This window comes from Erythrobacter aurantius, from assembly GCF_023823125.1.
In the GTDB taxonomy this organism is placed as follows: domain Bacteria; phylum Pseudomonadota; class Alphaproteobacteria; order Sphingomonadales; family Sphingomonadaceae; genus Erythrobacter; species Erythrobacter aurantius.
Map to the genome: position 1 here is coordinate 979684 of NZ_CP090949.1, position 25938 is coordinate 1005621.

The window sequence follows — 25938 nt, forward strand, 5'->3', positions numbered from 1 at the left end:
GCAAGGAACCGGTCAAAACATGGGTCAAATCTCAATGAAAACTCACCGCACTCCCGGGTCAAATCTCAACGGAAATCTACAGCCCGACGCCTGTCTGTGGCCGCGCTGCGCGGTCTGGCGATCGACCACATCGAATATGGCTCGGAAATGCATGCCTCGGTCGCGGCGATGTTGAAAGAGATGCTCATGGGATTTGTCGGCGTTGGCGGGCAGGCTGGAGAGTCTCCCTCAACCATCGACTGATCGCCGCCGTCCTATAGCCTGACCCATCCTGACAACGCTGCCCGGGCGCAGCTTCTCCAGCCAATCGGCCCGCCCCGGTTCGAACAGCAGCACTACGGTCGATCCCAAGTGGAACTGCCCCATTTCGTCCCCGGCGGCGAAGTCCCATGCTTCCCCGGCAAAGTCCTCTCGCACCACACTGCGCCCGTGACCGGTGAAGCGATGCGGCCAGACCGTGTCGATTCCGGCGACGATCATCGCGCCCACCATCACACTGGCGAAGCTGCCGGCGGGGCCATCGAACAGGCAGGCGAGGCGTTCGTTGCGGGCGAACAGCCGGTCGACTTGCTCCGTCGTCGTTCCGTTCACCGAGAACAGATCGCCCGGAATATAGGCGGTAGTGCGCAGGCGTCCGGGTGCAGGCAGGTGCACGCGGTGATAGTCGCGCGGCGATAGGTAGATCGTCATGAACTGCCCGCCTTCGAACCGCGCTGCCGTCTCCGCGCCGAGGCCAAGCAGCTCGGCGGCGCTGAAATCGCGCCCCTTGGCCTGAAAAATCCGCCCGCCGGTGATGGTGCCAACCTGGCTGATCGCACCGTCTGCCGGACTGAGGATGAATTCCGACGCATCGGCCAGCGGCCGCGCACCGGGCCGCAGTTCGCGGGTGAAGAAGTCGTTGAAGCTGGCAAATTCCGAAAGCCCCCGAGCGGCCTCGGCCATGTCGACGCCATAGGTGGCGGAAAAGCGGCGGATCATCCAGTCCTTGAGCCATACCCGCTCGCTCGATGCGAGGGCTCCGGCCAGGCGCGACAGGGCATGTTGCGGGGCGAGATGCTGAAGCAGGACGAAGGGGGAGGTCATGCTCGGATACCTGTCAGGCGCTGCGCCGGAAGCGGGCGGGGTCATAGTGCTGCGGGTCGAGCTCGGCGGGCTGGCGGAAGGTGCCCGGCGCGATCAGATGCGCGGCGAGGGCGACGACGCCGGCGGCAGACTGCACGCCGAAGCCGCCCTGTCCGACCAGCCAGAAGAAGCCGGTTTCGTCCGGGTCGAAACCGATCACGGGCACGCGGTCGGGGCTGAAGGTTCTGAGGCCCGCCCAGGCGACGGGCTTCTTGCGCACTTCCCAGTCGATGTAATGCGCCATCCGCTCAGCCCCTTCGGCCAGCGTCATGTCGTCGGCGGCGGCGTCGTGGGCCTCGACATCGGTCTCGTCGGCCGGCGAAAGTATGAAGCGGCCTGCATCGGGCTTCACATAGAAGGTTTCGAGCGCATCGATCAGCATCGGCCAGTGGTTGCTGCCTTCAGGTGCCTCGATCAGGGCGGCGGTGCGCAGCTTGGGTTGCAGGCCGACTGGGGTGACGCCCGCTAGTTGCGCGAGCTGATCGCCCCAGGCCCCGGCGGCGTTGACGATCAGCGGGGTGGTGAGCGGGCCGTTGGTGGTCTCAAGCAGCCAACCGCTACCGCTGCGGGCGATCCGGGTGATCGCTGCCTTGCACATCAGCGTGCCGCCCCGCGCGGCGAACTGGCGCAGATAGCCCTGGTGCAGGGCATCGACGTCGATATCCTGTCCGCTCTCGTCGATTGCCGCCGCGCAGAAGGCCTCGGGGCGCAGCAGGGGAAAACGCGCCTGCGCCTCGGCGCTGGTGACCGGCACCAGCGCGCCGCTGCTGTGGGCAACCTGATCTGCCAGCGCCGCCTCGCCTGCTTCGTCGGCAATCATCACCATGCCGCGCGGGGCCAGCACCGGATGGGGCCAGAACTGCGGGTCGAGCATGCCGAAGCGTTCGAGCGCCAGCGCGCTCAGCGGCTGCACGCGCGGGCCGCCATAGGTAAGGTGGAACATCGCCGCAGAACGCCCGGTCGAATGCATCCCGGGGCGCGCCTCGCGCTCCAGCAGCAGGACGCGGGCGGTGGACGCCAATTCTGCCGCGAGCGAGGCCCCGGCGATCCCGGCGCCGATAACCACGATGTCATGGGCGTTTGTCATTTCTGGCTTTCCCTGTTGCGCCAGCCATCAGTGAGGGCGGGCCGGTCGATGGCGAATTCGGGGAGGGTGGGGCCGCCTGACTGCACCATGTCGGCCACCAGCTCCCCGATCGCCGGTGCATGCTTGAACCCGTGGCCCGAACAGGCCGAGACCGCGATCACCCGGCGCGCGTCAGGCAGGCGGTCGATCACGAAATGCCCGTCTGGGCTTACGGAATAGCGGCAACCCGCCGAGCGCAGGCCGCGCATCGTGCCAGCCAGGCGCCCGGCCAGATGGGTGTCAATCAGAACGTCGCGCGATGCTGCATCACAGCGGGCGGGCGTGTCTGCATTGCTGTCTTGCTTGCGCGACTGTTCCGTGGCGACCTTGATTTCTCGCGCCGCGCCGATTTGCGGGAAGCCGTAGAAAATGTCGTCCGGCCCTTCGCCATGCAGCCAGAGATAGACCGGGCACCGGTCGCGGGCAAAGGCATCCGCCGTGCTCGGCTCCAGCCAGTGCAACTGCTGCGGAAAAAGCCGCACCGGAGCAAGGGCGCTCCCCAGCAGCTGTGGGAGCCACGGCCCGGCGGTCATCACCAGCGTGTGGGCGCTGTATACGGCGCGGTCGGTGCGCACCGTGATCCCGCCGCCGTCGTCGCTGAAGCCAGGGAAGGTCTCCCCCGTGTGCACCTGCGCTCCGTCGGCGGCAGCATCGGCCAGCAAGGCGCCAAGCGCGCTTTCGACATGGACGAAGCCGCCGCCGGGCTCGAAATAGCCGCGGGCGTCATCGGGCGGGGCAAAAGCGGGGAAGCGCTCGCGGATCGCGCGGCCATCGAGAAATTCGTGACGGATGCCGTGGCGCTGGGCGATCGCCGCAGTGCGATCGAAGAATCCGCCCATGCCGTGCAGTTCCCCGCCGCCCCTGCTTGTGTCGATAGTGAGAAACCCGCATTCTTCGAGGAGGCGCTCACCGATGCGGTTTTCCAGTTCGCGCCAGATCGCATGGCTGCGCTGAACAAGCGGGACATAGACATCCCCCTCGCCCACTGCCAGCCGGGTCGCGCGGGTCTCGCCGTGCGTCGAACCATGCGCGTGGGGCGGGGTGTAGCAGTCGATCCCGAGCACGCGCAGTCCCGCGCGGGCGAGGGCGCGAAGGCAGGCGCTGCCCATCGCGCCCAGCCCGATCACGATCACGTCATGCGCGCGCACCGCCATGTCAGAAGTTGGCGAGTATGCCGACCCCCTCGGCCTCGGCGGCGCTGAGGATGTGGTCGCAGGCGATCAGATCCTCGGCCACCATGCCGAGCGACTTGAACAGGGTGATGTCATCGGCGCTCCGGCGGCCCTTGCAGGTTCCCGCGATCACACCGCCGACGCTGCCGAGAATGTGCTCTTGCGTGATCGCGCCAGCCTCCAGCGCCCGCCGCAGATCGCCGCCGAGCGCCAGCGCGCTGTCGCGGAAGTCGACAAACACGCGCGAGCGGACGAGCGTTTCGTGGTCGATCTCGGAGGTGGTGGGAATGCTCGATCCCACCACGTTGACGTGCTGGCCCGCGCGCAGCCAGCGTCCTTCGAAATAGGGCTCCTTCGCGGCGGTGGTGAGGCACAGGATGTCGGCGGTGGCCGCCTCCTCGGGCGTGGCGACGGCCCGCACGCCTTCGCCGAGACTGGCCGCAAAGGCCTGTGCTCTGTGCAGATCGCGGCCCCAGACCAGCACCTCGCGGATTGGCCGCACCGCGCGGATCGCGGCGACATGGGTATGCGCCTGCTCCCCATAGCCGAAGATGCCGAGGCTCGCCGCATCGGGATTGGCGAGCGCATCGGTCGCCGCCGCCGAGGCGGCAGCGGTGCGGATCGCGGTGACCTCGCGCCCGTCGATCATCGCCATCAGGCGGCCATTGTCGGGATCGAATAGCAGGATGGGGCCCTGATGCGATCCCAGTTCGGTGCCGAAATTGCCGGGAAAAACGGTCATCACCTTGATGCCGAGCCAGTCGGGATCGCTCACCACGCCGGGCATCATCGAGAGCAGGCCCTTGTCATTGGGCATCAGCATCGCCTGCCGGATCGGCTGGAGTGCGCGGCCTTCCGCCTCGGCCAGAAAGGCGCGGCGCATCAGCGCGATGCATTCGTCATAGGGCAGCAGCCGGTGGACCAGATCGGCCCCGATGATCCGGAATTCAGGCATGGTCGTCTCTCCGCTGAGCGTCCGCAGGCACCAGTCCCTGCGCGGCGGGCAGGACCTTGGTCACGAGGGTGACGAGCATCCGCCCGGGCTCCTCCATGGCGACCACATGCGCCGAATAGGGAAACTCCTCGTAAAGCTTCCACGGTGCATCGATTTCCGCGAAATAGGCGCGGGTCAGGGTCACCGGGGTCTGCCAGTCATGTGCGCCCGAAATCATCACCACCGGGCATTCGAACCGTGTGCCAACATTCGCGCGCGCGCTCCAGTTATCCGCCGAGCGCCCGATTTCGAGATGCGGCGTGGCCGGGCCGCCGGTGAAGGGCGGATCGGGCTGGGGCAGGGGTTCGACGAGCGAGGGCGAGACGAGGTGCATCGGCAGGATGCGGTCGTTCCAGTCGGTGCCGGGGCCGCGGAAATTGTACCAGCTGAAGCCGCGGCGCACCATTTCGGTCTGGACGAAACCGACCCAGCCGATCCACGCGGCTTCGTCCGTGGCGCGGTCGGGGATGGGGCCGAGCGCCTCCAGCTTGGTGGCCAGCTCGCTCTCCCCGGCGCTGCGGGCGTGTTCCAGCAGCAGGCGGTGGGTCTCGATGAAATTGCCGTTCCAGTCGGTGTTCTGCCCGACCGAAATCGCCGCGTGGAGGAGGTCAGGACGGCGCTTTGCGATTTCGAGCGCGAGGATCGTGCCCCAGCTCTGGCCCATCACGAAGACTTTCCGGTGCCCCAGATAGTCGGCGAGATATTCAGCCAGTTCGATCCCGTCGGCGATCGTCTGGGCGAGGGTGACAGTGCCCTCCAGCTTCGCCCCGTCCACTGCCGAGCGGCCGAAGCCGCGCTGGTCCCACTGGACCACGGTGAAATATTCCTCCCACGGGCGCTGGAAATAGTAGCTGATGTCCGACAGCGCGCCGCCCGGCCCGCCGTGGAGATAGAGCAGCACGGGGTTGGCGCGGTCCATCCCGCGAATGGTGATCCACTGCCGCGCCCCGCCAAGGGTGACATGGCGGGCCTCGTCGATCCCCTGCGGCGAGACGATGCGGCCGATCTCGGCGAACATGTGACGCACCGCATCGCGGGTCGGATCGGGCAGGGTGGCGGTCTCGGTCATGTCAGGTGGCCTGCGTTTGAAGGTTGGAGGGGGCTTTCCACACTTGTCCGGCGACCCGCTGCCAGTTTCCGCCGAACACCTTGGCGATGTCCTCGCGGGCATAGCCCAGCGCGGTCAGCTCGGCGGCGATGGCGGGGAGGTCTTCGGGCGCGGCCATGGTAAGGAGCCCGGCATAGGCTTCCGGGTCAGGGAAGGTGTGGCGCTTGGATTCAAGCTCCTGCGCGAGTTCGACCTGGTCGAAGACGTAATCGAGACCGATCCCGGCGTGATCGATCCCGACCAGCTGCACCACATGGTCGATCGCATGGGCCACGCCCTGCGCCGGGCTGGCATTGGGCCGAAGGAAAAAGCTGATGCCGTTGATCCCGATCACCCCGCCGGTCGCCGCGCAGGCGCGGATCAGATCATCGGGGATATTGCGCGCATGCTGCGCCAGCGCGAGCGGGTTGGAGTGCGAGAAGATCACCGGGTTTTCCGCCGCCTCGAACACCGCGCGCACGGTGCGGTGGCCGGTGTGGGAACAGCACACCAGCATGCCCACGCGCTTCATCTCGGCCAGCAGTTCGCGGCCATATTGGGTGAGGCCCGGATCATCGTCATGGCACCCGCCGCCCGCGGCATTGTTGCGGTTGTAGGCGACCAGCATCCAGCGCACGCCGATATCGTAGAGCAGGCCGACCATGCCGTGATCGCCCTCGTCGAGCGGGGCCATGCCCTCGACATCGAAGAAGATTCCGAGCCGCCCCGCCGCCCGCGCCGCCGCAATGTCCTCAAGGCTGCCGACCAGTTGGTAGCGATCGGCATGCAGGGCGATCCAGCGCCGGAAGCTCGCCGCCATGCGCAGATGATGGAGCAGGGGGTAGGGGCCGAAGCCGATATTGACCGAGACCACATCCGCCCCGGCGGTGCGGAAGCGTTCGAGTTCGGGCATGAAGCTGTCGTCCTCGGGGCGCATCGGCAGGCAGGCGTGGTTGTCCCACACCAGCATGGTATCGAGCATCGCGCGGGCTTCAGCGATAGCGGCAGGATCGGTCATGCGGGCTCCTTTGCGCCGATGGGCACGCGCAGCCGCGAGGGGTGCTGTGCGTCATGGTGGAGATTGACGATGACGGGAAGGGCATCGGCGATGGTCTCGTCGCTGACCATGCCGCCGCCGCCGAAATTGCGCTGGGTGTGGATCGAATGGTTGGGGCCGATGGTGAGGCGCAGCCGGCTGCCCTTGGCGATCTGCCGCGAAATCCAGAAGAACTGCGCGAAGGTGTAGAGTTGCGGTGCGGTGTCGGTGACGAGGTATGGTGCCGCGATGCCGGTGCGGTGGCGGGCGCGCAGCATGTCGCTTGTGAGCAGGATCGCGCGGCCCTGATTGTCGACCTCGTAGATGCGGGCGACGAAATCGGTGTCGGGGGTGTCGATGGCGAGCCATGCCTCAAGGATGAACTGCCCGGTGACCTCGACCGGCTCGGCAAAGGGCGCCGTGTGATAGACCAGCTGGGTGCCGTTGCGGGCGAAGACCATCCGCGCCTCTGCCGGGTCTTCCTGATCGACCTCCATCTCGATCGCCGCAATGGTGGTATCGCCGGGATCGTGACGGTAGCTGTCGGGCGGGCCTTTCGGCGCGCAGTCGGGCGCCATCCATCCGGCGGTGAACAGATCATGCGCGCGGCCTGCCGAGGCAAGCCAATAGTCGGCATGGCGGTCGGTCGCATCCTCCAGCCGCGCGCAATGCCGCCAGCAGTCCGCGCCCATGACGTAGTAGGTGACGCGGCCCTGAAGCAGCGCCGGGCGAGGGCCGCCTTCCATCACAAAGGCAAACCATTCGCGGTGGAGCGCATCCATGTCGATCACGCTTGCCTCGCCGAAGGTGACGCCGCCGACCTTGGCTTGGGGCGTGCGGGTGCCGGCATGATCCCACGGCCCGATCAGCAAATGGTGCTTGGCGGTCGCTTCTGCCGGAGCGAGCGCCATGTGGCGGCGGTAATAGGCCAGCGCGCCAGGCTGATCGTCGTCATAGCTGCCGGTGATGGTCAGGATCGGCATGTCGATGGCGGCCAGTTGCGCATCCGTCGGCATGTAATCGTCAAAGCGATGGGTCTCGATCCGGTCGATCCACTCATCGATTTGCGGCCAGTTGCCGCCGAGTTCCTGCGCGAGACTGCGGAAGGATACGCCCGCCTCGAACCGCTTGCGCCACAATTCGCGCCAGAAGGTGCTTTCGGCGAACCACGTCGATTGCAGCGCCTTGCCGTTCACGAAGGCGAGCCATTGCAGCAGGTATTGGTAGCCGATCCCGCCCCGCGCCGGGAAATCGACCCCGGCATGGGCCGAAGCGGTGGGGACGATGGTGGCAAGGGCAGGCGGGTGGCCGCTGGCGGTCGCCCACTGGGTGGTGCCGCAATAAGACCCCCCTGCCATCGCCACCTTGCCGTTGCAGAAGGGCTGGGCGGCGATCCATCTGACGATCTCGGGCCCGTCGGCAAGCTCCTGCCGGAACGGATCGAAGCCCCCGCCCGAATTGCCGCGCCCGCGGGTGTCGAGAGCGATGAAGGTGAGACCGTGTTCCGCGAAGTTCACGCCGCGCGCGAAATAGGTGTCGGCGGTGTAGGGCGAAAGCGTGAATATCACCGGCCCGGGCAGGGCATCGGCGCGCGGGCGGAAAAGGATGCCGCCGAGCGCGATTCCGTCGGGCAGCGGGATTCGCAGGTTGGGTTCGATGTGGATGGTCACGGCGCGCGCAGCTCCGCGCCCGGCGGCACTTCGCCGCGTGTGGCGGGCAGCACGTCATTTACCAGCGACACCACCGAAAGGCCCGGCTGTTCAAGATTGAGCACATGGGCGGCGTGGGGAAAGGCGATCCACTTCTTCCAGGGCGCATCGATCTTGCCGAAATAGGCCAGCGCGAGGTCGTAGGACGTCTGCCAGTCATGGCGGCCCTGCATCACCACCACCGGCACCTCGAAGCGGGTGCCGACATCGGTTTCGGCATCCCACGGCGCGACCGAGGTCATGGCTTCCTTGTGCCGCGCGAATAGTTCCTCGCCGTCTTCGGCCATGCGTCGGGCTTCCTCGGCATAGGTTTCGGGCGGCAGGTCGGGCGAGAGGAAGCGCAGCAGCTCCATGCGCGGGCCCCAGCCATCGTCGTCTCCGCGAAAATTGTGCCAGGTGTTGGGATCGGGAATCGGCAGGCCGAACTTCAGCGGCCATTCGGTTAGGGCCGGATCGTCGGCAGCCGGGATCGGGCCGACGTCCCGAAGCCTAGCGACCTCTGCGGTGTCGCCGCGGCGCTCAGCTTCGGCGAGATACCAGTGATAGACCCGGTCGGCGCTGGCGAGCCAGTTGCCGGCAAGCCCTTGCAGCACCACGATGTCGAGCAGGTCAGGGCGAGCCTTGGCCACTTCGAGCGCCAGCACCGTGCCCCAGCTCTGGCCCACCAGCACGATGCGCGCGCGTCCGAAATCGGCGGCGAGCGTCTCGATCAGCGCGATCGCATCGGCTCGGTATTGCGCGCGGTTGAGCGTGCCTGTGATCCGGGCCCTATCATCGGGGGTGCCGAAAGACTGTCCGCAGCCGCGCTGGTCCCAGTTGACGACCACGAAGAAATCCTCCCAGCCGCGCTGATAGGACCAGGCGACATCGGAAATCTGGGTGTTCGGCCCGCCATGCAGGAACAGCAGGATCGGCGCATCGCGGTCCTGTCCGCGCAGGTGAATGTGCTGGGTGACACCGCCCAGCTCGATGCACCGCGTCTCGTCGATTCCGTTGGGGGCGACGATCCTTCCGATATCGGCGAAGACCTGCCGCGCGCGGGCGCGCAGTTCGGCGGCGTCGGTGATGTCGGCCAGCGGCGTGGGGATCATGTCAGGCGTCTCCTTGCGCGGGATGAAGGGCGTGTTCGGCCAGCGCGCGGCGGCGCAGCAGAGGCTTGTCGATCTTGCCGATCGGCAGCAGCGGCAGGGCCGCCTCGCAGTGGATGTGCTTGGGGATCTTGTAGTTGGCGAGCCGCGCGCGGCACCACTCGGCGATGGCCTCGGCGGTCACCGCGCCTTCGACATAAGCGACGCCGACCTCGTCCCAGACAGGATCGGGTATGCCGACCACCGCCGCGGCGCTGACATCGGGGTGCGCCTCGATCACGCTTTCGATCTCGCGCGGATAGACGTTGTAGCCGCCGGACTTGAACATCTCCTTCAGCCGCCCGACGATGCGGTAGCGGCCATCGGGGCGCTGCATGGCGAGGTCGCCGGTGCGGAACCAACCGTCGGGCGTGAAGGCAGCGGCGGTGGCTTCCGGGTTGTTCCAGTAACCGAGGCAGTTGAGCGCGGAGCGGGTCTGCACTTCGCCTGCTTCGCCCGGGCGTGTAGGCGCGCCATCGGCTCCCATCAGCCTTACCTCGACGCCCGGAAAGGCGCTGCCCACGGTTTCGGACAGCAGCGTCTCGTCATCCGTCGGTTCCAGCACTGTGATCGCCGAGGTGGTCTCGGTCATGCCGTAATTGGTCGTCCGCCAGCGGCAGATCCGGCCCAGCTGCGCGATCAGATCGGGCGCCATCGCCGCGCCCTCCCACACGATCAGCTGCACCGCCGACAGGTCGAAATCGGCGAAGTCGGGAAGGGCGAGCTGCATCTGGAATACGCTCGGCACCGATCCCCAGAAGGTGATGGCTTCATCCTGCATCAGGCGCAGGCTTTCGCGGGTGTCGTATTGCTCCATGAACACGCAGCACCCGCCTGCGACAAGGGCGGGGGCGAGAATGTCGTTGAGGCAGCCGACATGATTGATCGGGAAGTAGTTCAGCACCCTGAGCGGCGAGAGCGGCCAGATGTCGTTCTGGCCACGCGCGAAACGCACGATCGCGCCGTGCGAGAGGATTGCTCCCTTGGGCGCACCGGTCGATCCCGAGGTATAGACGAGCACCGCCGGATCCTCTGCGGTGACGCAGGCCATGGCGCTATCGAGCGCGCCAGCAGGCAGCGCGGCCCCCTTCGCAATGAAGGCGTCGAGGTCCGCGGGGTCGTCCAGCATGACGGTCAGCGGGCAAAGGGCGCGCACTTCGGCGAGTTCAGGGTGCGCGCGGGCGAGCAGCAGGCGCGGCGCGGCATCGCGCAGGACATGCGCGAGTTCATCGAAGCGATAGCGCGGATTGAGCCCGACCCAGATCGCGCCAATCCGGGTGGCGGCGAGATAGGATTTGAGGAAATCGAGCCCCGGCGGGGCAAGGGTTGCGACCCTGTCACCCCTCGCCACGCCGGCTGCGAGCATTGCGCATGCAAGGCTCGTCACCTCACGCTCGAGCGTGGCGTAGCTCCAGCGGGTCCCGCCCAGCACCGCGGCCTCCCGCGCGCCGTCATGGGCGGCCCACCAGCGTACATGCGCCTCCAGCGTCGGCAGGGTGTCGGGCGGCACAGGATCAGCCATCGCGGCCAAGCTCGCGGTCAAAGAATTCGAGGGTGCTGCGCAGCTTGTGCGTGCGCGCTTGTCTTCCCACGATCACATGGCGCTGGCCGGGGTAAAGCACCAGATCGAAGGTCGTGCCCAGCCGCTCAAGCTCGTCGATCAGCTTCAGCGCGTGATCGAACATCACATTGTCGTCGGACATGCCGTGCACCAGCATCAACCGGCCCGACAGCCGGCCGAGGCGCGGAATCACGCTGGCCGCTGCATAGGCCTCGGCCTCTTCGGCGGGCTGGCCCAGAAAGCGTTCGGTGTAGTGGGTGTCGTAATCGCCCCAATAGGCAATCGAGCCGCCGGCAACTCCTGCCCGGATCCCCGAACGCGGATCGGTCATCAGCCGCAGGGTCATGAACCCGCCATAGGACCAGCCCATCGCCCCGATCCGCGCGCCATCGACAAAGGGCAGGGATCGCAGGAAGGCGAGCCCTGCGAGCTGATCGGCCACTTCCGGCTCGCCGAGCCGGCGCGCAATGGGCGCCTCGAAGGCCAGACCGCGCCCGCACGCTCCGCGATTGTCGAGCTGGAACAACACGTATCCCGCATCGAGAAAGGCCCGTTCCTCCGGCGCGCGCCACGCCTTGCGCACCAACTGCCGTCCCGGGCCGCCATAGACCTCCAGGATCGCCGGGTAAGTCTTGGCAGGATCGAAGTCGGCGGGCCTCAGCAGCACATAGTCGAGCGCCTGCCCGTCCTCGGCCCTGATCTGGCCGAATTCAGGGCAGGGCAGGCCGCTGATATAGGGCGTGTAGGCATGGTGCTCGTCGAGGCGGTTGGGCTCGAGCGGGCACAGCATCCGGCCGTCGCGATCGTATAGGGCGGCACGGGGCGGCTGCGAGGGACTGGAATGGATAGCTGCATAGTGCCGCGCATCCGGGGCCATGGTGACCGACCACCAGCCTTCCGCGTCGGTCATGCGCTCGCACTTGCCGTTCCCTTCGAGCGGCACCCGGTAAAGGTGCCGTTCGACGACGCCCATGCGCCCGCTCATGATGTAGGCGTGGCCGGCCTCCTCGTCGACCCCGACCAGCCCGCGTTCGCGGTCGCGGGCGGCAACGGGGAAAGGCAGGTCGGTCAGCTGCGCAATGGCGGTTCCCTGCCATTCATGGTGATAGAGCTGGTTGATGCCGGTCCGCTCGGACACCCACAGAAAGCCTCCGTCCCGGAGCGGATAGAAATCGAGGTTGGGATTAACCCATGGCTCGCCCTCCTCGCGAAAGATTACGCTGGTGCTGCCGGTCAGAGGATCGGCGGCGAGCAGATCGATGCGCTGCTGGTCGCGCGACTGGCGCTGGATGAACAGCCGACGACCATCGCACGACCACGCCACGCGCAAAACATAGATGTCGGGATCATCGCCCAGATCGATCCTGACCGCTTCCTGACCGTCCAGCGCAGCGACGAACAGGTTGACCTTTGCATTCGGCGTCCCGGCCTTGGGGAAGGGCTGGCTGATGCAGTGTGTGCCGTCGACCCCGATTTCGATGCGATCACAGGCCGTCACGCCGGTTTCGTCGACCCGCATATAGGCGATCGCCGTGCCGTCGGGGTGCCACCAGAAGCCGGTGTCGCGGGCGAATTCCTCCTGCGCCACGAATTCGGCGACGCCATAGCGGATGCCGGGTTCAGCCGGCGGGGAGATACGGCGGATGAGGGCGTCGGAGGCATCGGCCAGCCACAGCTCTCCCTCCGCAATGCAGGCGATGTGGGTGCCGACCGGTGCCGGTTGCACGTCGGTTACATCGGGCGGGGTGATCTGCGCGAAGTGTCCGGTGGCAATGTCGATCCGCACCGTGCCGCTGCCGGTCGCGGCCAGCACAAAGCCGCCGCACGGCGTCCAGGCCAGCGCGCCGATGCCATGGTTGAACTGCCGCTGGCGTTCCCGGCGCGCGGCTTCCTCGTCCGAAAGCCTGCCCCTGATACGCGCATCATCGCCGCGCAGCAGCAGGCGCGGCACCGCGCCCGACTTCGCTTCGCAAAGCCACAGGTCGAAGCGCTCCGGCGTCGCGGCATCGGCGCGCTGGTAGGCGATTCTTCGGCTGTCGGGCGACCATGCCAATTGGCCCACCACGGGGCCATCGAGGCTGGGGGCTGCAAAGATCCTCTCAAGCGGGAGCGTGGATAGGAATTGTCGTGCAGTCAGGACGGCCGTCGTCATTCGCGCTGCCCGTCCGGTTCCGGAGCGGCGAAGTGATGGACACCGTCATCGACCCACATCACCAGCCATTCACCGGCAAGCGCCGGCTTTTCCTCGCCTTCGATTTCGACCGTCACGCCGTAACGCCGCAGTTCCCGGCCGGCCCCGCGCGGCTCGTTGGCGATCAGCGTGAAGATGCCGCGCAGACGCGATCCGACCACGACCGTGTTGGGCAGGCGCATCCGGTCGAAGCCGTAGTTGAGCGCATAGCCGGTGCGATCGGTGGTGACCGCATCGTGAAAGAAGTGGGTGAGCAGCGACATGGTGAGAAAGCCGAAGGAAATCGTCTTGCCATGCGGTCCATGCGCAGCGGCATATTCGGGATCAATATGCAGGCGATCGGGATCATTGGTGTTGAGGCCGAAGGTGGTGATGCGATCCTGATCGATGGTCATCCAGTCCGACACCGCCTGCTGGCCACCCCGATGCCAGATCGTGTCGGCAATGCCTTTTGGTTTCGCCATTTTCCCTGTCCTCCGCCCGTTCCCGTACCCGCCAATCATAGGAAGGAGACCGGGGCTGTCAAATAAAATTGGGATTAGTCCCAATTTTAGGAAATGCCGGGTTCAGGTTGCGCAAACGGGTGACACGGCCTAGCGGTGGTAGGATGAAAGCGGCCGAGGCAGACATGGTCATGGAACAGCAAGGCGCTGGTCTGGCGAATCCGCCGCTGAGCTATGCCGAACACCTGTCGGCGCAGATCGGGCTGGCCAAGCGCAAGGGAGAGCGCACCCGGCTGCGCCTCAAGGCGGCGGCAGCGCGCTTGCTGGGCGAGGTCGGCTATCGCGATCTCAGGGTGTCGGACATTCACGAGGATGCCGACGTCTCGAACGCGCTGTTCTACGTCTATTTCAAGAACAAGGAAGAGATCTCGCAGGAAGTGCTCGACGGCTTCCTCGCCTTCCTCGAAGGCTTCCCCGAACGCGAGCGCCCGCTCGAAACCCGATTCGCTTCGATCGCGCACGGCAACCTGCGCTATGCGCAAATGTTCCAGGCCAATGCCGGGCTGATGCGCTGCGTCTTCCAGTTCGCCGACGAGTTTCCCGACTTCGCCGCCAAGTGGCATGCATGGAACGCCCGTTGGCGTGAACGCACCACCCGCGCGCTGCTGCGCCAGCGCGACATTGCGCTGAAAGACCGGGTGGAGATTGATGTTGCGGTGACGGCGCTGGGTTCGATGGTCGATGCTTTTCTGCGCCTCGCCTTCATCGAAAACGAGCCGACCATCGCCGGAACGCGCTACGCCGACGATCCGGCGGCGCTCGCCGACCTGCTAACGAAGCTGTGGCTGAGGGCCCTGTTCGCTCCCGATCCCGAAGACGGCTCCGCTAAAAAATAGAAACTGGGCCTATAATCAGTTTTTCGTTGACAGCCCGCCGACCCGCCCGCAGTTTCATCGCTGAGGGAGGGCGGATAATTGGCAGATGGTGCGGCGGCAATGGAGATGGCGGAGCCTGACGCCCTGTCGCGACTTGAAGGCCTGTTCGCCCGCTGGGACAGCGCCAGCGCGCCGGGCCTTGCCGTCGGTATCCGCCACCGCGGCGAGATCGTCTTTCGGCGAGCCTATGGCATGGCCAGCCTTGAGGCACGCCGCGCCCTGACCCCGCGCTCGCGCATCCGGATCGGCTCGACGTCCAAGCACATGACCGCGCTGCTGGCGCTGCTGCTGGCGGAGGAGGGCCTTCTCGATCTCGATGCGCCGCTGCGGCGCTGGCTGCCCGAACTGATCGGCCCAGAGGGTGAGGGCACGCTGCGCCAGCATGCCCAGCACCGCGCCGGAGGGCGGTGTTACTTCGATCTCTCGGTGATCGCCCATCTCGACGCGGTCCCGCCCGCCGGACGCGCGCTCGATCTGGCGTGCCGTCAGGCGGGCCGCAACTTCGCGCCGGGCAGCGCGATGATCTACTGCAATTCCAGCTATCACCTGATGGCGCTGGCGATCGAGCGCGCGGGCGGCGCGCCGTTCGAGACGCTGCTGCGCGACCGGCTGTTCTCGCCGCTCGGGATGCATGACACAGCCTCGATTCCGGACGACCGCGAGATCGTGCCGGGCATGGCGACGCTGCATGTGCCCGCGGCCGGCGGCGGCTGGCGGCGGGGCCTGTTCCCGAACCCCGACGTGCGGGGCGAGGGCGCGGTGGTCTCGACCATCGACGACATGCTGATCTGGACGGCGCACCTGCTTTCCCGCGACCGCTTCGGGAATGCCGAAAGCTGGCGGCAGTTGCTCGAACGCCCGGCCTATCCCGATGACGCGAACGGCAAATATGCGCTCGGCCTGATCCATGGCGAGCATCGCGGCCGGGCGGTGATCTATCATGCCGGCGGGGTGATCGGGGGGCTGAGCCAGATGCTGATCTTCCCCGATGAGGCGCTGGAAATCGTTATCCTCGCCAATGGCGCGCCCGAGGCCGATCCGGCGGCGCTCGCGCTGGCGGCGGCGGATATCGTGCTGGGCGAGGATGCGCAGGCGAGCCCCCCGGTGCCCGCGCCTGCGGGCTTGGCGGGAAGCTGGGCTTCGCACGCAACCGGCATGATCTATCACCTTGCCGCCGACGAAGCGGGGTTGCGGTTGGGAGTGGTGGGCGGGCCGCCGGTGGTGCCGCTGACCCCTCGCGACGGGGGCGCATGGATCGCCGAGCCGCCGACGCTCTCGCCGCTTGTGGTGGACCCTGCCGAGCTCGCCAAGGGCGCAATCAGGATCCGCTTCGGCGGCGCGGCGGCGCGCTACCACCCGCGCCGCGACGGCGAGCGGCCCGACAGCCTGCCTGCGCGCCTGCTCGCCGCCCCCGATGCCGAAGCCGAGGCCCGGTTCGAGCGCACCGCCGAGCGCGATCTGCTCCACATCAGCGACCCCTTCGGCACCAACACCATGGCGCTCGACTGGCACGATCACCGCATCGCGCTGGCGACCGCGACCAGACCCGGCCTGCCTTACACCGCCGCCATCCTGCTCGATACCGATGGCGCTGCCTTCACGCTCAACACCGCGAGGACACGATGGCTGAGATTCACCTGAGCACCCCCGGCCTGGCCGGTGCCGATGCGCCTGCAGCCCCCGCGCGGCCCTCGCTGGCCTATGCCTGGTATTCGCTCGGGGTGCTGGTGGTGGTGACGCTGTTCGCCTTCATCGACCGGCAGGTGATCATCCTGCTGGCCGAGCAGATCAAGGTGGCCTTCAAGCTCTCCGACCTGCAGCTCGGGTTTCTGCAAGGCACGGCGGTGGCGCTGTTTTCGGCGGTGGCGGCCTATCCGCTCGCATGGGCGGCGGACCGGATCGACCGTCGGCTGGTGCTCTCGGTGTGCATCGCGGTGTGGAGCCTTGCGGTGGTCGGCTGCGGCCTTGCCCAGAGCTACACCCAGATCCTGATCGCCACCGCGATGGTCGCCGCCGCCGAGGCGGGGCTTGCGCCGATGACCTTCGCCATCATTCCCGAACTCTTCCCGCCCGAAAAGCGTCAGCTTGCCAATTCGGTGTTCGCGCTGGTTTCGGTCGCGACCGGTTCCATCGCGCTGGCGCTGGGCGGGGCGATGATCGCGGGGGTGGGGGCGCTGCAGCCTTCCTTGCCGCCCGATCTCGCCGGCCTGGAAGTCTGGCGCCTGTCGTTCTTCGCCGTTGCCTTGCCCGCGCCGTTCATGATTGCGCTGCTGTTTACCGCGCGGCTTGGCGGGCGCGGCAAGATGGCGCACGGGGCGGTGGAAGCCGCCGAACCGCAGCAGGAGGAGCCGGTCGGCTCGCTGGTCAGTTTCCTGTTCGATCGCGGGGCGGCGATGCTGCGGCTCTATGGCGCGCTGGGGATCGCCAATTTCGGCTATCAGGCGCTGCTCGCTTGGGTCGTGGTGATCGGCCTGCGCGCCTTCTCGCAGACCGAGGCCGAGGTCGGCGCGGCGATCGGGCTGGCCGCGCTGGCGGCGACGCCTGTGGGTTTCGTATCCAGCCTTGCGCTGACGCGCCTGTTCGCTCGGCGCGTCGGTCCGAGCTTTCCGGTGCGGCTGCTGACCATCGGCTACCTCATTTCTGGCCCGATCCTCGGCCTGCTGTGGCTCGCACCCTCGGCAGAGGTGTTCTATGCGATCATCTTCGTGGGCTATGCGATCAACATCACCATGGGCATGATCCTGCCGACCGCGATCCAGTCGCTCGCTCCCCCGGCGCTCAGGGCGCGGGCGATTTCGGTCAATTTCGTGGTCAACGTGCTGCTCTCGTCGATTGCCGCGCCGCTGGTCGGGTTCCTGTCGGACAGCTTCGGCAGCGATCCCCGCGTGATCCTGACGAGCGCGCTGATGGTCACGGTGCCGAGCCTGATCGTCGCGGGGCTGGTGCTGCTGACCGCGCAGAAGGCTTTCGGGGAGGCGCTGGCCGACGCGAAGGCGCGGGGCGAGGCGGCCTGAGGGGCTAGGGCGCCACCGCGCCTACCAGCGCGGGCGGCACCAGCCACAGATGTGTGATCGCGCCCTCGGCAACGCGGTAGATCGCGACCGCGTGGGAGCCGTCGGCATGGATCCGCTCCACATCCACCACCACCCCGCCGATGGCTGTGCGCTGCGTAATCGTAACGCCCGCGCGCGGCAGGCGGGCGAAGGTCGCCGAATAGGCTTTGCGGATCTGGTCGCGGCCCGAAGCGAAGACGCGCCCGCTGGCAAGATCGGTCAGCACCGCATTCTCGGCAAAGCAGGCGACAAAGCCTTCGAGGTCGTGGGCGTTGTAGGTCTCGACCTGCCGCTCGATCAGGGTGTCGGCCTCGCTCATGCGTCCAGCGCCGCAAACAGGTCGGCAACCAGCCGGAACAGCCGGTCGGGCGTCTCTGGCCGGGCCTGATTGATGGTGGCGGCAATGGTGATGTCGCGGTCGGGCAGGCACACGCCGACGCAGCCCCAGAAGCCCGCATGGCCCCATCCGAAGCGGCTGCCGACCGGGAACAGCATGAAGGCGTTGGAGTGGACGAAAAATGCTTCGGGCGCGCGGATCGCCGGGCTGATGAGGTAGGCGGCCGCCAGCGTGGCGGGGCGTTCGAACACCTCGCCCAGCACCAGCGCGCGGGTTAGTTTCGCCAGATCGCCGACCGTGCTGACAAGCCCGCCGCCGCCGAACAGGTCGAAGGAGGGATCGTGCCCGCTGGCATCCTCTGCTCCCATGAACTGAGCGGCGCGGGTTCCGGCCTCGGCAGGGGCAGGCTCTTGCTCTTCCCACCAGGTGTGAACGAGGCCGATCCGGTCGTAACCGATCAACCCGCGCACCGCGGGACCAAGCGTCATGCCGGTCGCCCGCTCGATAATGTCGCCGAGGATCACGTAGCCGGTGTCGGAATAGCGGAACAACTGGCCGGGCGGGGCGAGCGGGCGTCCGGCATCGAGCGCCAGCGCCACCTGTTCGGCGCGCGTCCAGCGCCGCTGCGGCTGGCTGATGACGGTGGCGGCATAGCTCGGCTCGGCGACATGATCGCGCAGCCCGCTGGTATGGCCGAGGAGCTGCGCCAGAGTCACTGCTCCCGGATCGATCCCCCCGACGGCGAGCTGCGCGGCAATGCCCGGATCGATCATCCCCGCAATCGGATCGTAGAGCCCAAGCCTTTCCTGCTCGATCAGCCGGAACACCGCGCAGGCGACGACCATCTTGGTGGTGCTGGCGAGACGGAAGGGGGTGTCGGGGCGGGTAGCTGTCCGTCCGTCCATCAGGCGATGGGTGCTGGCACCCGCCCACGTGAGGCCCAATCCGGGCGCCAGCACCGCCGCCAGCGCGCCCGGCACTGCCGGGTCTTGCGAAGCGTGTTCAAGAGCCTGTTGCAGCCGCTCCATGCCTAATCTGCCCGCGTGAACAGAAAGCCCCGGCCGCGCGGCGAGCTGACGCGAAAGCCGTTGATGGCCCCACCGGCGCGCTCAACCCGGATCATGGCACTTGGCGCGCCGCCCGCTTCCTCGCACACCAGCAGAAATTCCTCCGACAGGGCCTGCAACACCCCCGTAGTCAGCCCGAATTCGCCGCGCACCGCAATAGTCGCAGGATCGCCCGGCACCAGCGTCGCGCGCGCCGCCAGATCGGCGCTGGCATAGCGGCCGTCAAGCGCCTCAAGCAGACGTTTTGCCCCGGCATCGTCGATGGCGAGGCGGCGCAGGGTCTCGCGCCGTCCGGATTCGCTGAAGGCGAGCGTTTCTGGCGGCGTGCTTCCCGACAGACCCGCCTTGTCGATGATGATCGGGCCGAGCGCGGATTCCTCGAAGCCCACGACCAGCGCCGCGCCGTGATCGCGCATGATCGGGAAAGGCGGGGAGCCGACGACGGACAGACCGAGCGTCTCGCCAACCGCGCCGAACCCGACCAGCGTGCCGCTCGCGCCGCCATAGAACTGGCCGTCCAGCGCGGGGAAATCACCTGCCGCCGCCAGCGGGGGCAGGGGCGCGCCGATCGCATCTGGCAGCAGCGTTTCGAGAATGCGCCACGTTGTCGGCAAGGGCGGCAGGCGGCCGCCGTTGCTCAGCATCACGATGTCGAGATCATGCACGGGCACATGCATAAGCTGCGCCGCGCCGCCGATAACGCCTCCGGCATGGTGGATCACCTCGATCCCGCGATGGTGGTGGCGGTGCAGGCCCAGCGCATAGATCGAACGCGTACCGTCGGGCAGCAGCGGTGCATCGGTCATCGCCCGCCAGCCTTCCGGGCTTGCGAGCCGGTGAGGGCCCTTCAATTCGTCCAGCCAGCGCAGCATGTCATCGACGGTCGAGATCATGGCCCCTTCGCCGCGGATCTCCTCGGTCGGGAACAGCCCGCGCCGCCAGCCACCGGTTGGCGTGGGAACGTGCAGGGTCGCCAGATCGGGGGTGATGGCATAGTCGCTCGGCGCCGAGGCTGTGGCCAGCATGCCTAGCGGCTTGAAGATGCGCCGGTCGAGGAAATCCTCGAACCGCTCGCCTGCCGCGCGCTCGATCACTGCCGAGAGAAGGTGGTAGCCGGCGTTGCAATAGGTCTGGCCATTGCCGGGCGCGAAGTTCGCCCCCGTCTGGCGTGCGATCATCTTCATCGCCCAGCCATCGGGGATCAGCGCGCCCCCGTTGGCGAGGCCGGCCCCGTCGAGGTGATCGCGGTATCCGCCCGTGTGGTTCATCAGCTGGCGGGCGGTCGGCACGGTCGGAAAGCCCGGCAAGTCCGGGACCCAGCGATCCACTGGCGCATCAAGATCGAGCTTGCCTTCTTCTGCCAGCAACAGCGCGGCAAAGCAGGTGAACTGTTTGCTTGAGGACCCGATCCGCATCCGGGTCGCCGGAGTGTTGGCGACGGCGTGCTCGATGCTCGCCATGCCGAAACCCCGGCGATAGATCACCGTCCCGCGCTGCCGGACGGCGATCACGCCCCCCGGTGCGCTGGTGCTGTCGGCCGGATCGACAAGCGCGTCCAGCAGGGCCCCGGCGTCTGCGCTCAAAAGTCCGCTGCCAGCCTGATGCCGATTGTGCGCGGCCGGATGATCCCGAGCGTGCCTACCCCGCCGGTCGCGCCGAGTGGGACGAAGTTGGTGATCCCGCGTTCATCCGACAGGTTCTTGCCGAACAGCTCGATCGAATACTTGCCCGAGCGCACGCCGATCTGGGCATCGAAGGTGGAGAAGCTCGGCAGTTCGATCTTGAACGGGAAGTCCGAGACGCGCTCGCCCGTATAGGTCCAGCTGCCGGCAACAAAGCCGTCCCAACTATCCGACAGGGCGGTTTCGTAGTCGAAGCCGATGGTGCTGGTCACGTCTGCCACATATGGCAGGCGATCACCGTCCAGCGCCCCGATGACAGGCGCGGCGCGGGTAAAGGTCGCGTCGGTATAGGCACCGATCGCGCTCAGCGTCAGGCCGGCAGTCGGGCGCAGCTCGAAACCCCATTCGAAGCCCTTGCTCACCGCCTTGCCGACATTGCCAGTGATGGTGAACTGGTTGCCGTCGACGATCACGCCGGTGAGTACCTGCACGTTGGACCAGTCGATGTAGAATGCCGCGACATCGACCGTCAGCATGTTGTCGGCGAACGCGCCCTTGAAGCCGAGCTCGTAGTTCAGCGTGCTGTCGCTGCCGAAGCTGTCGGGCAGGGTCGGGGGCGCACCGGGCACCGGGATCTGCGGCCCGCCGGGACGATAGCCGCGGGCGACGCGGGCGTAGACCATCGCATCGTCATTGATCCGGAAGCGCGGCGCGACCTGGAAGGTGGTGGCGGTCTCCGCCGAGGTCCGGGCCGGGCTGACGATGGTCTGACCACCCACGGCAAGGCCGGACTGGGTCAGCTGCGAGCGCTGGTTGTTGCGCGCCACGCGCAGGCCGAACTCGATATCGAAGCGGTCGCTGAAATGCAGCGTGGCGTTGGCATAGCCCGCGACGTCCTCGAACCGCGAGGGCAGGGTGTTGGTCACGAAGTTGGCCAGCGGGGTGAGCGAGGGCTGCGCCAGCACCTCGAAGTCTTGCAGGAAGTCGACGGTTTCGCGGGTGTAGAAGAAGCCCAGCTGCCAATCGAGCCATATCCCTTCCGCAGGTGCGGTGGTGTCAGAGGCGAGCCGCAGTTCCTGCGTCAACTTGCCGAGCCCAACGGTGTTGTTGCTGCGCACCGAGGAGTTGGGCACCAGCGCATTGGCGAAAGCCTGCACGTCGTTGAAGCTGACAACGTCGACTTCGCCGTAGCTGGTAATCGATTGAAGCGTGCCGAAGCCGACATCAAGGCTGACGTTGAGGCTGTAGAGCTGGTACTTGTTCGTCGCGAAATTGCGGGTCGCGCTGCGGTAGGTATAGCCGTTGACCAGACCGAACAGATCGGTGGGATCGGTCAGGCCATTGGCCTCGACCGCGCCGTTGCCGAAGAACTTGCCGTCCTGATAGAGCGCCAGCGCGGTGATCGTCAGCCCTTCGGTCGGTTCGAAGAACAGGTTGGCGCGGCCGCCATAGCGCCGCCCGCCGTTGATGTCCTCCTCGCCGAGCTGGGGGTTCTGACCCCAGCCGGGGATGCCGTCGTAGAAGCCGGTGAAGCGGATTGCGGCATTCTCGCCGAGCGGGAGGTTGACGTAGGCGCGGGCGAAACCGTCGGCATCGCCCTGCGCGACTGTCGCGCCGCCTACCTGCGCACCTGCGGCAAAACCCGAAGGATCGGCCTGATTGGTGACGTAGCGGATCAGACCGCCTTCCGAGGTCGCGCCGTAGAGCGTGCCTTGCGGCCCGCGCAGCACCTCGACCCGCTGGAGGTCATAGGTCTGGAAATCGCTCGCCACGAAAGCGCCGTTGGTGTTGGCACCCGAAAAGCTGAGCGGCGCATCATCGACCACCGAGGCGACTGTCGCCCCGTCGCCGCCCGCATTGAGGCCGCGCAGGATGATCCGGTTGACCCCGGGCGTTGCCCCCTGCTGCAGATTGAGCCCCGCAACCGAGCGCGACAGGTCCTGCAGATCGAGCGCCTGGCGCTGTTCGAGATCGTCGGCGCTGACCACCGCGATGCTGCCCGCCACGTCGAGCAGCCGTTCTTCGCGCTTGTTGGCGGTGACGATGATCTCCGTGCGCTCGTCGGCGGCTGCAGCATTGTCCGCAGACTGCGCGAGGGCAGCTTCCGGGAGGAACGCCCAGGCGGCTCCCGCTGTGCCTGTCAGCAATATCGCCCGGCTGACTGATCTTGAAAGCATAGCTTGCACCTCCCCTTGCGAATCCGGAGAATTTCCCCCAAAAGTGAAACTGAGCCTAATCCCAGTTATTGGTCTGTCAAGCGTTTCGCTCGAACCGGCTGGGGATGCAGACTTGCCAGGCAAGGAGCCAGCGGCTCTCTGGGGGAAAGGTGCCGTTGTATGGAGTGGACCAATGACGACTAGACACCCCGACGGGCTGGCCCGAGTTCTCGCCGATGACGTCGCCTTGCCGGTTGCTGTGATCCGTCAGTCCGCGCTCGACAACAACCTTGCGTGGATGAGCGCCTTTGCCCGCCACCATGGGCTGAGCCTCGCGCCGCATGGCAAGACCACCATGAGCCCGGAACTCATGGCGATGCAGATGGAGCATGGGGCGTGGGGTATGACGGCGGCGAACCCGTTCCACGCCGCGCTCTATGCGCAGTGGGGGATCGAGCGGATCATCATCGCCAATCAGATCGTCGGGCGGCGGAGCATGGATGCGCTGACCGGCCTGATGCGCGATCATCCGTCAGCTGAGGTCTATTGCCTCGTCGACAGCGCCGCCGGGGTGGCCGCGCTGTCAGAGGCGGGCTCCGCCGCGCGGCTCGGTCGGACCATGCGCGTGCTGATCGAGATCGGCGATGCTGGCCAGCGCGCCGGAGTGCGCAGCACCGCTGAGGCGCTGGCGGTCGCCCGCGCGGCCCATGCCGCCGCGGGGATCGCGCTCGCCGGGGTGGAAATCTTCGAGGGCGTCCATGCCGACGGCGCGGGCAGCGGCGCGCAGCTCGAACGCTTTGCCGAAGCGGTGCGCGCGATTGTGGGGGAGGGGCTGATCGAGACTGCGGAGGTGATCGTCTCGGCCGGGGGATCGCTGTTCTATGATCAGGCGGCCGCCACGATGCTGGCCGCCAGTGCCGATCGTCCGCTGCGCCCGGTGCTGCGCAGCGGCTGCTATCTCACCCATGATCACGGCATGTATGCTGACGCCCACCACGGCATTGCCGTGCGCGGCCTGGTCGCGCTGCCCGCGGGCGGCTTGCAACCCGCGCTCGAAGTCTGGGCCCATGTCCAGTCCCGCCCCGAGCCGGGGCAGGCCATCGCCGCGCTGGGCAAACGCAATATCTCGAGCGATGCGGGGCTTCCCGTGCCGCTGTGGCATGTGCGTCCGGGCCGTGACGCGCGGCCCATGCCGCTGGAGGGCTGCACCACCGCCAAGCTCTATGATCAACACGCCTGCCTTGCAGTGCCTCCGGGCTGCGATCTGGCTTACGGGGACCTGATCGGCTTCGGCATTTCCCACCCCTGCACCACTTTCGACAAGTGGCGTCACCTGCTGATCGTCGATGACAATTACCGTGTGACAGGCCGCGTCTCGACCCATTTCGGGATCGTCGCATGAGCGCGCCGCCGCGCCTGTTCATCGCGGCGCTGTGCACCGAAACCAACAGTTTCGCCCCTTTCCCGACGGGGTGGAGCGCCTTCGAGGAAAACGGCATCGACCGCGCCGGATCGGTCAGCGATCCCAACAGCCCGCTGGCGATTTTCCGGGCGCTGGGCGAGGCGGATGGCTTTGCGGTGAGCGAGAGCATCTCGACCTTCGCCCAGCCCGGCGGGCGCACGGTGGGGCAGGTCTATGCAGCCCTGCGCGACATGATCCTTGCCGATCTTGCAGCGGCGAGCGGGGCAGACATGGTGCTGCTACAGCTCCACGGCGCGATGATGGCGGAAGGCGAGGATGATTGCGAAGGCGATATCCTCGCCCGCATCCGCGCCTTGGTGCCGGGCGCGGTGATCGGTGCGGTGCTGGATTGCCATTGCCATCTCACGCCCCGCATGGTCGCCGCCGCCGACTGCCTGATCGCGGTCAAGGAATACCCCCACATCGACTTTGCCGACCGCGCGCGAGAGCTTTACGCGATCTGCGCGCGCACCCACCGGGGCGAGCTGCGCCCTATCCCGGCGCTGGTCGAGACCGGGATGATCGGGATCTATCCGACCTTTGCCGGGCCGATGCGGGCAATCGTCGACGGGCTCGCCGCAATCGAGGTCCGCCCCGGCGTCCTCTCCGTCACCATCGCGCACGGCTTCCCCTGGGGCGACACTGCCGATACGGGCACGCGGGTGCTGGCCTATGCCGATGGCGATGCTGCTGCTGCCCAAGCCGCCGCGAGCGAGGTCGCCCAAAGCCTCATCACGGCGCGCGAGGCACTCCGGCCGGACTATCCCGACATCGCCGCCTCGCTCGACCGGGCAGCCACGCTGGAGGGGCCGGTGGTGCTCGCCGATCATGCCGACAACCCGGGCGGCGGCGCGCCGGGCGACAGCACGTTCTTTCTGCGCGCCGTCATCGCGCGCGGTCTCGGCAATGTCGCCATCGCCAGCTTTCACGATCCCGCGGTGGTCCGGATTGCCACCGATGCGGGGGTGGGCGCGCGCATCGCGATCAGGTTGGGGGGCAAGGCCGGGCCGACCTCGGGCGATCCGCTCGATCTGGATGTCGAGGTCATGGCGGTCACGCCCGATCTCGGGCAGATGGCGATCGATGTGCCCTATTCGATGGGACCCAGCGTCTGGCTGCGCCATGCGGGCATCGACATCGTGGTTTGCTCCAGACGCGCCGGCATCTTCGCGACCTCGATCTTCGAGGACCTCGGTATCCGTCTTGCCGAGCGGCAACTGGTGATCGTCAAGTCGAGCAGCCACCATGAGGCGGCCTTTAACCCCATCGCGCGCCACACCTGGAAGGTCGCGACCCCCGGTGCGCTTGATCTCGACTTTAACCGACTGTCCTATGTCAGGCGCACGCGTGATTTCTATCCGATAGACGGCTCTCGGCCTACTGCGCGGGTGATCGACCTTACATGACCTCGCAAATTGCAGCAGCCCATCCTATCCGGAGCGTCGACCTATCTCCACCATAGGATGTTGTCGGAGTCATCGGCTGTGACGGGGCTTCTTGAGGCGTGGCTTGACCCTGATCATGAGGAGCACGCGGACAATCGGCGCTGGAACGCTTTGGCGAATAGGTCTGCCGCTGCTTCCGGCCCCGGCCTGAAATTACGCCTGTGGACATCGCCGCATGGTGCAGAGGTAACTCTCGAACCAGAAGATTCCTTTACGTATCCGTCTCGTCGGTGCGTTTTTGATGGTCATGAAGGGCAAGATTTAGATGTTCGCTAGGAGAAATGCTGATCAGG

At 67.0% G+C, this 25938-nt stretch carries 21 protein-coding genes; 6 read left to right on the forward strand and 15 right to left on the reverse strand.

From position 1 onward, the window contains the following. Positions 1-96 precede the first annotated feature (96 nt). A complete protein-coding gene (locus tag L1K66_RS04820; protein WP_252259853.1) occupies positions 97-243 on the forward strand; it encodes a hypothetical protein in 147 nt (48 codons plus the stop codon). Here L1K66_RS04820 and asd read toward each other — a convergent pair. The 11 genes from asd to L1K66_RS04875 are packed head-to-tail and all read right to left on the reverse strand — an operon-like array spanning position 229 to position 13589. Then, positions 229-1083, reverse strand: a complete 855-nt coding sequence (gene asd / locus L1K66_RS04825) for an archaetidylserine decarboxylase (protein WP_252259854.1) — start codon at positions 1081-1083, stop codon at positions 229-231. The genes L1K66_RS04820 and asd overlap by 15 nt on opposite strands. 13 nt (positions 1084-1096) lie before the next feature. Continuing rightward, positions 1097-2209 (reverse strand): NAD(P)/FAD-dependent oxidoreductase, encoded by a 1113-nt coding sequence (locus tag L1K66_RS04830; protein WP_252259855.1) that lies wholly within the window; start codon positions 2207-2209, stop codon positions 1097-1099. After that, positions 2206-3402, reverse strand: coding sequence for an N-methyl-L-tryptophan oxidase (gene solA, locus L1K66_RS04835; RefSeq protein ID WP_252259856.1), 1197 nt, complete (start codon positions 3400-3402; stop codon positions 2206-2208). Before solA ends, L1K66_RS04830 begins: the two co-directional genes overlap by 4 nt. A gap of 1 nt (position 3403) precedes the next feature. Continuing rightward, the gene (locus tag L1K66_RS04840; protein ID WP_252259857.1) at positions 3404-4375 is read right to left on the reverse strand and encodes an ornithine cyclodeaminase family protein; all 972 of its coding nucleotides are present in this window, start codon (positions 4373-4375) and stop codon (positions 3404-3406) included. After that, positions 4368-5483: an alpha/beta hydrolase gene (locus L1K66_RS04845; RefSeq protein WP_252259858.1), complete on the reverse strand. Its 1116-nt coding sequence runs from the start codon at positions 5481-5483 to the stop codon at positions 4368-4370. Before L1K66_RS04845 ends, L1K66_RS04840 begins: the two co-directional genes overlap by 8 nt. 1 nt (position 5484) lies before the next feature. After that, positions 5485-6519, reverse strand: coding sequence for a dipeptidase (locus L1K66_RS04850; RefSeq protein ID WP_252259859.1), 1035 nt, complete (start codon positions 6517-6519; stop codon positions 5485-5487). Continuing rightward, on the reverse strand, positions 6516-8207 hold the full coding sequence (locus L1K66_RS04855; protein WP_252259860.1) for a CocE/NonD family hydrolase: 1692 nt from the start codon (positions 8205-8207) through the stop codon (positions 6516-6518). Before L1K66_RS04855 ends, L1K66_RS04850 begins: the two co-directional genes overlap by 4 nt. Further along, positions 8204-9337 (reverse strand): alpha/beta hydrolase, encoded by a 1134-nt coding sequence (locus tag L1K66_RS04860; RefSeq protein WP_252259861.1) that lies wholly within the window; start codon positions 9335-9337, stop codon positions 8204-8206. Before L1K66_RS04860 ends, L1K66_RS04855 begins: the two co-directional genes overlap by 4 nt. A gap of 1 nt (position 9338) precedes the next feature. After that, positions 9339-10895, reverse strand: coding sequence for a class I adenylate-forming enzyme family protein (locus tag L1K66_RS04865; RefSeq protein ID WP_252259862.1), 1557 nt, complete (start codon positions 10893-10895; stop codon positions 9339-9341). Then, positions 10888-13086 carry a S9 family peptidase gene (locus L1K66_RS04870; RefSeq protein ID WP_252259863.1) on the reverse strand — a complete coding sequence of 733 codons (2199 nt, stop codon included), beginning with the start codon at positions 13084-13086 and terminating at the stop codon, positions 10888-10890. Before L1K66_RS04870 ends, L1K66_RS04865 begins: the two co-directional genes overlap by 8 nt. Continuing rightward, positions 13083-13589, reverse strand: a complete 507-nt coding sequence (locus L1K66_RS04875) for a MaoC/PaaZ C-terminal domain-containing protein (protein ID WP_252259864.1) — start codon at positions 13587-13589, stop codon at positions 13083-13085. The genes L1K66_RS04870 and L1K66_RS04875 overlap by 4 nt, the downstream gene beginning before the upstream one ends. A 143-nt stretch (positions 13590-13732) precedes the next feature. Between L1K66_RS04875 and L1K66_RS04880 the strand changes: the two genes are divergently transcribed. From L1K66_RS04880 to L1K66_RS04890, 3 genes are all read left to right on the forward strand, one after another. Further along, entirely contained in the window at positions 13733-14464 is a 732-nt protein-coding gene (locus L1K66_RS04880; RefSeq protein ID WP_252259865.1) for a TetR/AcrR family transcriptional regulator, read from the forward strand. Between the two features lie 78 nt (positions 14465-14542). After that, on the forward strand, positions 14543-16144 hold the full coding sequence (locus tag L1K66_RS04885) for a serine hydrolase domain-containing protein (RefSeq protein WP_252259866.1): 1602 nt from the start codon (positions 14543-14545) through the stop codon (positions 16142-16144). Next, on the forward strand, positions 16126-17517 hold the full coding sequence (locus L1K66_RS04890) for an MFS transporter (protein ID WP_252259867.1): 1392 nt from the start codon (positions 16126-16128) through the stop codon (positions 17515-17517). The genes L1K66_RS04885 and L1K66_RS04890 overlap by 19 nt, the downstream gene beginning before the upstream one ends. Positions 17518-17521: 4 nt before the next feature. On the opposite strand, the gene L1K66_RS04895 is transcribed toward L1K66_RS04890, so the two are convergent. From L1K66_RS04895 to L1K66_RS04910, 4 genes are read right to left on the reverse strand one after another with little or no spacing between them, the layout of a single operon-like run. After that, a complete protein-coding gene (locus L1K66_RS04895) occupies positions 17522-17875 on the reverse strand; it encodes a nuclear transport factor 2 family protein (RefSeq protein WP_252259868.1) in 354 nt (117 codons plus the stop codon). Next, positions 17872-18921 carry a serine hydrolase domain-containing protein gene (locus L1K66_RS04900; protein ID WP_252259869.1) on the reverse strand — a complete coding sequence of 350 codons (1050 nt, stop codon included), beginning with the start codon at positions 18919-18921 and terminating at the stop codon, positions 17872-17874. The genes L1K66_RS04895 and L1K66_RS04900 overlap by 4 nt, the downstream gene beginning before the upstream one ends. A 2-nt stretch (positions 18922-18923) precedes the next feature. Further along, positions 18924-20543 (reverse strand): serine hydrolase domain-containing protein, encoded by a 1620-nt coding sequence (locus L1K66_RS04905; protein WP_252259870.1) that lies wholly within the window; start codon positions 20541-20543, stop codon positions 18924-18926. Further along, positions 20540-22759 (reverse strand): TonB-dependent receptor, encoded by a 2220-nt coding sequence (locus L1K66_RS04910; protein WP_252259871.1) that lies wholly within the window; start codon positions 22757-22759, stop codon positions 20540-20542. The genes L1K66_RS04905 and L1K66_RS04910 overlap by 4 nt, the downstream gene beginning before the upstream one ends. Positions 22760-22931: 172 nt before the next feature. Here L1K66_RS04910 and L1K66_RS04915 point away from each other — a divergent pair, with 172 nt between their 5' ends. Together L1K66_RS04915 and L1K66_RS04920 are read left to right on the forward strand one after the other, a co-directional pair. Then, positions 22932-24140: a type III PLP-dependent enzyme domain-containing protein gene (locus L1K66_RS04915; RefSeq protein WP_252259872.1), complete on the forward strand. Its 1209-nt coding sequence runs from the start codon at positions 22932-22934 to the stop codon at positions 24138-24140. Continuing rightward, a complete protein-coding gene (locus L1K66_RS04920; RefSeq protein ID WP_252259873.1) occupies positions 24137-25606 on the forward strand; it encodes a M81 family metallopeptidase in 1470 nt (489 codons plus the stop codon). The genes L1K66_RS04915 and L1K66_RS04920 overlap by 4 nt, the downstream gene beginning before the upstream one ends. Positions 25607-25938: the final 332 nt, after the last annotated feature.